Annotated in this window: 5 protein-coding genes and 2 pseudogenes; 4 read left to right on the top strand and 3 right to left on the bottom strand. The window is 68.5% G+C overall.

The window, feature by feature from the left end:
• The first annotated feature begins 252 nt into the window (after nucleotides 1-252).
• A complete protein-coding gene (locus tag ACLQ24_RS28075) occupies nucleotides 253-546 on the top strand; it encodes a hypothetical protein (RefSeq protein ID WP_425894751.1) in 294 nt (97 codons plus the stop codon).
• A gap of 186 nt (nucleotides 547-732) precedes the next feature.
• Here ACLQ24_RS28075 and ACLQ24_RS28070 read toward each other — a convergent pair.
• Both ACLQ24_RS28070 and ACLQ24_RS28065 read right to left on the bottom strand, forming a co-directional pair.
• A pseudogene (locus tag ACLQ24_RS28070) lies at nucleotides 733-972 on the bottom strand (DUF6244 family protein); the annotation flags it as partial.
• A 364-nt stretch (nucleotides 973-1,336) separates the two neighbouring features.
• Nucleotides 1,337-2,503 carry an acyl-CoA dehydrogenase family protein gene (locus ACLQ24_RS28065; protein ID WP_425894750.1) on the bottom strand — a complete coding sequence of 389 codons (1,167 nt, stop codon included), beginning with the start codon at nucleotides 2,501-2,503 and terminating at the stop codon, nucleotides 1,337-1,339.
• A gap of 49 nt (nucleotides 2,504-2,552) precedes the next feature.
• On the opposite strand from ACLQ24_RS28065, the gene ACLQ24_RS28060 reads away from it, so the two are divergent.
• The 3 genes from ACLQ24_RS28060 to ACLQ24_RS28050 all read left to right on the top strand — a co-directional run bounded on the left by ACLQ24_RS28060 (nucleotide 2,553) and on the right by ACLQ24_RS28050 (nucleotide 3,960).
• Nucleotides 2,553-3,065, top strand: a complete 513-nt coding sequence (locus ACLQ24_RS28060) for a hypothetical protein (protein ID WP_425894749.1) — start codon at nucleotides 2,553-2,555, stop codon at nucleotides 3,063-3,065.
• 102 nt (nucleotides 3,066-3,167) lie between these two features.
• Entirely contained in the window at nucleotides 3,168-3,557 is a 390-nt protein-coding gene (locus ACLQ24_RS28055) for a hypothetical protein (RefSeq protein ID WP_425894748.1), read from the top strand.
• Nucleotides 3,558-3,609: 52 nt separating this feature from the next.
• Nucleotides 3,610-3,960, top strand: a complete 351-nt coding sequence (locus tag ACLQ24_RS28050) for a hypothetical protein (RefSeq protein ID WP_425894747.1) — start codon at nucleotides 3,610-3,612, stop codon at nucleotides 3,958-3,960.
• Here the strand turns inward: ACLQ24_RS28050 and ACLQ24_RS28045 are convergent.
• Nucleotides 3,883-6,411 (bottom strand): annotated as a pseudogene (locus ACLQ24_RS28045) (AAA domain-containing protein); the annotation flags it as partial. The gene ACLQ24_RS28050 and the pseudogene ACLQ24_RS28045 sit on opposite strands and share 78 nt — an antisense overlap.
• Nucleotides 6,412-6,484: the final 73 nt, after the last annotated feature.

The following is a 6,484-nucleotide window of genomic DNA, read 5'->3' as shown; positions in this document are numbered from 1 at the left end:
GCCGACGCGCGTCCCGCACCGTAACGCCCATACACCCCAAACGATCACAAACCATTTGGGTTACGGGTCAATAACTGCCGGTACCAGACGGGGCATGTCGCTAGTCCCTTCGAAATGCCGGACCCGTGTCAACGATCTCCACACGGGCCAGCATTTGAAGAGGATAGCCACGTCAGCCGCTGGCGCCAGGCTTCGGACCAGGCGGGAGCAGGAGGCGATGCCGGTGAAGGCGCACCGCAGCACCCCGGGAGGGTGGCGTCAGGCGTCGACGTCGACGACGATCTTGCCCTCCGCGGCGCCCCCGCCGACCTGGCCGACTGGCTACGCGGGCACTGGGCCATCGAGGTCCTTCACCACATTCGCGACACGACCTACCGCGAGGACGCCGGCCGGCTGCGTACCGGCAACGCGCCCCGCGCCCTGGCTACCCTCCGCAACACCGCGATCAGCCTGCTCCGCCTCAGCGGCACCATCTCGATCGCACCAACCCTGCGCCGAAACAGCCGAGATCCATGCCAATCCTTACAAATACTCGGACTCACCTAGAATGGGCATACCTCGACCTTGCGAACGCCCTGCCTTGACCAGTGCGGGTCATGTTCGAAAATCTAGCCCAATGTTGATGTGCCCGACATGCAGCGTCAGATCGGCCACTTGCAGTCAATGACGCGTAACCATTTGGAGATCAACCCGCTTAATGCGGAACTTCCGCTCGACCTCGATGGCGCATCGCGCGGTCGCCTTCGTCGCCTCACCGATCGAACCGCCGAGGCTGCCCAGGCCGCCTTGAATATCGGTGATCGCACTGCGCACTCGCGTTACGCCCACCGCCACTGCGGCGAAGCCAGCGCCCGCGGCTCGCAGGGCCACCTCCTGTGCCTGGCTGTCAGCCGCGGCTGCCAATCCCCGCGCGCGCTCGACGCCTGCCGCCAGGGCCCGGAGCTCGGTGGCGATCTTCTCGATATGCGACACGCGGCCGACTTCCCAATCGAAGACTGTGATGGTGTCCGGCAGCCGAAACTACCGGGGTATCCGGGAGGCCCACCAGACATCGGCAGTCGAAGACCTGAGATCCCGAACATGGCGTAGGCCGGCGGTGGAACCTCGATAGCTGGCGGTGGAACTTGATCTCGCTTGAAAGCTTTCACGCAGCAAGCGTTCGACCCTCGTTCCGTAGCCTCGGGCTACCTTCTCTGGGTCCTGGTGCCGATGATGACCTCGGTGCGGACGAGTTCATCGAACAAGCCGGAGGGGCTGTACGTGATGAGGGCGTCTCGAAGGTCGGCTTCGAATGCCGCCTTGTCTGGTCCTATTTCGTGGGTGATTCGGCAAGGCGTCACAGCCGCGTCGGGTCCACTTCTTCTCCGAGCAGGACGCCGCCGGCCAGTTCCACCACGTCCGAGCCGACCATCGCGTGCTGCGTGGCGACGTGTACGTCACGGAAGTGCCGCTGCAACGGGCTGCTCGCGTACACCGAGGTGCCACCGCCGCTGCGGTAGGCAAGGTTCACGGCAGCCGCGGCGGAGTTGGCCGCGTTCGACACCGCCAGTCGAAGCCGAGCGCGTTGCTCCACCGTGATCGGGTCGCTGGCGAGCGTCGTCCGCCAGCACTCGGCCACCGTCGCGCGCAGCAGTTCCTCGCCGCCGCCGAGCAGCGCCTCCGCCTCGGCGACGGCGGCCCGGACGGCAGGCTTGCCCGCGATCGTGCCACCCCCGCCGGGCACCTGCTTCTCCCGGGCCAGCCGGACGATCTCGTCGAGGGCGGCCCGGCCGATGCCCAGCGCGGCGGCACCCACCCCGATCGACAGGTAGCCGAAGACCGGGAAGGCGTAGAGCGCCCCCGGGCGGGGCGGTACCTGCCCGAACAGTGAGAACGATCGGCTGGCCGGGACGAACACGTCCACCGTCTCCACGTCGTCGCTACCGGTCGCGCGCAACCCGGCGACCTGCCAGGTGTTGTGCGCGACCAGCTCAGCGGTCGGCACGACGAAGTGCCGCACGACGGGTCGTCCATGCTGGTCAGTGACCGGACCGGAGCCCTCGACCAACATGGCGCCCAGCACCAGCGCGCTGGCGTGCCGGTTGGCGCTGGCGAACGGCCAGCGGCCGGTCAGTCGAAAGCCACCATCCGTCGGCCTGGCGCGGCCCAGCGGTGCGGCCACACCGGCGATCAGGAATTCGGGGGCGGCAAGCAGCTCGGCGGCCACCGGCTCATCGAGGTAGCCCAGCGTCACACTGGTAGCAGCGGCGATCATCGCACACCAGCCGACCGACCCGTCGGCCCGCGCGAGGTCATGAACCAGGGTGTAGAGGGTCAATGGGTCGGCCTCCAGCCCGCCGGCCGCCCGGGGCGCCGCGAGCCGGAAGACACCCAGCTCGGCCAAGTGGCCGAGGAGCGCGTCCGGCAGCCGTCCGGCCTCCTCGATGGCGGCGGCGTCGGTGCGGATCTGCGGCGCCAGCGCCGCCACGGATTTCAGCAGAGAGGGCGCGGTATCGACAGACACGGCCGCCAGCGTAGTGGGGACGGCGCTTGGACGTGCTGCCGGAGGGCAGTTGCCAGGCGATGTCCATCGCGCCCGACGAACTCGACCGACCCTTCGTTGCCTGGCCGGTGTCCAGCGGGAGTACAACCGGCTCGGTGAGACCCTTATCTTCCGTGGCCGCGCCACCTCGCTGGGATTTTTCGACGGCTGGAATCGGTCCAGCCAGGACTGGTCCAGGCTCACAAGTGGCACCGCCGGCCTGCCCGACCTCTTGCTGGGTCTCGCCACGGCGCTGAACACCGACCGGCCGGTCGGGCGGCCGACGCTGTCCACCTGCGTCGATCTCGGCCTCATCGTCGACCAAATCGCCGATCCCACTCCCGGACTACGGCTGCTGGCCTGGGCCGTCTGCTACGAGGACGTGCTCGTTGAGTCCGACGACCTACACGAGATCCGACGGGTCGACGCCGACGGCCTCACGTACAGGCCCAGCCGCGAGATCCAACCCGCGCGTTGGCGCGGCTACCCACGGTGCTTCCCCGCGCCCTCGCAGGCAGACGACTTGACCTTCGCCAAGAGGTAAGCGTCGATCACTCTGGTCATCGCGCGAGCCGCCCATCAGGAAGAACACGACCGACGGGTCGAACGGTGACCCCTGTCCGGATACCGATGGAAGGTCACCCGCATGTCCGACCCGAGCGAACCCCGCCCGTCCGAACGCGCGCTGCTCCCCAGCGACGTCACCGACCCCCTGCTGTGGCGGCTGGCCGTCGACGTGGCCACCGCCCACCAGCCCGGACCCGACAACCGGTGCGTAAACCTTCAGTGCGCCGACCAGTCCGGTCCGTGCGTGGCCGCCCGAATGGCCCAACGGGCAATGCGATCCTCGCGCGCCCCAAAGCCGCGACCACAACGCCTACCACACGCCGCCGTCCGGGAACGGACACCGCAAGGGCCGGTTCGCGAATCGGGCGGCTTCATCGGCTGGTTCACCGCCCGCATCACCGCCACGACCACCCACCTGCGGGAGCGGCTGCCACGCCGTGTTCCCGGCGCGACCCTGACCGCCGCGTAGTGGAGCGCGCCAGAGCGGCCAACGCCATCCCACCCCGACCAGGAGCAGGAGCGTGACCTTCCGTACCGAAACGGGCCTCGCTGGCCACGCCCGAGCCGCCACAGGGATGAAGACCCGCATGCACGAAGTCCGGGAGCGGTTGCGGGTGGGTCGCGAGTTGCGCCACTACATGTCAGACCTGGTGGAACGGGCCCGGCTCGCGCCCGGTGACGACATGATCGGCATGTTGATCCGCGAGCACGGCCGCGATCTCACCCACGCCGGGCTCGCGGCGGTTCCGAAGCCGGCGAAGAAGGCCTACCAAAGGCCCCAGCCTGCCCCCGACTCATTCGCCGTTCTGCTCCTGCCTGGACCGGTGCAGATCGTTGACCAACTCGGCCGCCACGGCCTCCGGCTCGGCTAGGCAGCGCCAGGCGGGCACCCGCCGGACAGCTGCAGAACCGCTTGTGACGTCGAGCCGGGCGAGCACCTTACGCAGCTCCCGGCCGTCGGGATCGCCCGCTGGATCGTCAACGACGACGGCCAACTCGATACCGTCGCGCCGCACCACGAGGTCGACAGGCCGCCCTGCCACGGGAACGTCGCGCCGCACCGTAAGACCGGCGCTGCGAAGGGCAAGGTGCAATTGGTCCGCTGGCACGGTCGCGGTGTCCAGGTGGGCATCGGCTGCACCACCGGCCATCGCCAAGGCGTTCAACAGGCCCCGTTGGCCCGACCACCATGACCGGTCACCGACCACGACGAGCTGGGACCGCGCCCGGGTGATGGCGACGTTCCACAGGTTGGTCTGGTGAACCAGCCAGCCCCGAGTACGGTCCGGAATGCCGTGCGCCCCGACTGGCGAGACCACCATGATGTCTCGTTCGCTGCCCTGGAATTTGTGGATCGTCGCGCAGAGCAGGTTGTCGATGAGGCCGGCATCGCGAAGGGCAGACGCCAGTCGACGTTGATGCATGGCCAGCGGCGTGACCACCCCGATCGAGACATCGGGGTACGCCCCGCGCAAGTCCGTCACCTCGGCCACCACCGCGTCGATCTCGACCTGGTTGAGCCCGGACCCGGTCACCCCGGGGCTGAACGCTCCGGGCACGTCGCGCCAGCGAACGGCAGGATCGGCCGCAGCGGCCAGTCGGGCCGGATCGGTCAAGACGGTGAGCCGTCCCTGGTAGACCTCCCGGTTCGGCACTTCGACGATGTCCGGGTGGCACCGGTAGTGCTCGTCGAGGAGAAGTGCCGTGCCCGCTGCTGCGGCAAACGCCTCATACGCGGAATGGGCGGTGTAGGTCAGCCGACGGTTGCTCAGCCACCCGGTGCTCAGGCCGGCTCGGGCCCGCTCGGTGACGTCATCGGCCTCCGGCAGGTCCACGACGGGCGCGAGCTGACGCGGATCGCCGATGAGCAGTGCGCGCTTGGCCCGGTAGAGCATGGGCAGGATCGCGGGAATGGTGCACTGGGCTGCCTCGTCGATCACCACGAGGTCGTACATCGCAGGGCGTCTCATCAACCGTCGGGCGGATAGGGCGGTCACCGCCCAGCCTGGCAGCACCCGCAACAACTCTGGGAAGTAGGCCCAGCTGTCCGACTGCTGTGGCTTGGCCATCTCGTCTGCTCGGTCCTGCAACAGACGCGCTCCCGCAGCCACCCGGCGGGCGATCTGGGCCCGCAACAGGTCGATGCTGAGGGCGGGCCGTTCGGTGCCGATCAGGTCGACCAGTCGCCGCCAGGTCGCGTCCGCGTCGGGCAGCTTCGCGAGGAGTCGCTGGCAGTCTCGCCAACGCAGCTCGATCACCGCCCGCTCGGCGAGCGCTTCGACGCCGTTCCGATCGACGATCTGGTACGACCGCAGCCGCCACCGGTACCACCAGCCGAACCACCTGCTGTCGAGCGCCCGATCGGTCAGCTGGACGAGATGCGACAGCGCCGTGTCGTCGACGGGCAACGGGGTTGCACCGACGTCCGGGGCGGCCCCGCGTTCAACGGCCAAGTCCGCGAGGTCGCGTTCGAGCAGCCGCCGCTTGTCCAGCGCCTCACGGAGCTCAGCGGCCTCTTCAGCCAGCATCCGTAGCTCACGCAGTGGGGTCCGATCGTCTGGTGTGGTGGGCCCGTCCGCCGGTGGATACGCAGCCAAGATGTCGGCGAGGTTCTTAGGTTCCTGCGTACGGTGTTCCTTGTTGCCGGTGCGCACCAGCAGGCCCGGGCCGATCAGGTCGGTCACTCGGTCGAGCACCGAGTCGACGGCCTGGTTGCTGGTGGAGCCGATCAACACGCTCTGGCCGGCGGCGGTGGCGGTGGCGAGCAGAGCCGTGACGAGTTGGCTCTTGCCGGTGCCCGGGGGTCCCTGGGCTACCGTCAACGGCTGTGACATCGCCGCCTGAATGATCTCTTCCTGGGCCTCGTTCGTGGTGCTCATCGCCACCGTCAGGACCGGCGTCGTGGCTGCCTCGTCCGGTCGGCGCGCCAGCGCGCTCAGTGCCGTCCGCTCGATGAGCCGCGGATTCTTGATCATGCCCCGCAGATCGTCGACGAGCTGCCGTTGCGGCGACTGGGTGGCATCGACGGTATACATGATCGCGGCGTTCTGCACCCCGTTCACCGGCCCCGGGCGGATGATGCCTCCGAGCAGCGCCGGGTCCAACTCCGTCACCAGGCTCAGCCCGAACGTCTTCACCAGCACCTCGACGGTGGCGGCGAGGGAGGTGGGGTCACCCGGCGTGAATGCCTGTTCGACCCGTTGCAGCAGTTCGTCGCTCTCCACCTCGGAGAGTTGGAGCAGGTCGATGAGCGCGGCGCTGGGGCGGGGCGGGAAGGAGGGGTGCAGGACGTCGTCCACGCCGACGCTGACATCACAGACTAGCCCGAGTTTCCTAGATAAGTTGATCTTGAGGGGATGCGGGGTTCGGCGACATGAGGGTTGAGCTGCACGGATC

It is taken from the genome of Micromonospora sp. DT4, from assembly GCF_049841675.1.
Lineage (GTDB): Bacteria > Actinomycetota > Actinomycetes > Mycobacteriales > Micromonosporaceae > Micromonospora.
Note: the sequence above shows the minus strand (reverse complement) of the source record. Positions and strands in the feature narration are given on the sequence as shown.

Bases quoted from the DNA above. Each gene is read 5' to 3' on its own strand.
- ACLQ24_RS28055 (WP_425894748.1), top strand. From the start codon at position 3,168: ATGTCCGACCCGAGCGAACCCCGCCCGTCCGAACGCGCGCTGCTCCCC.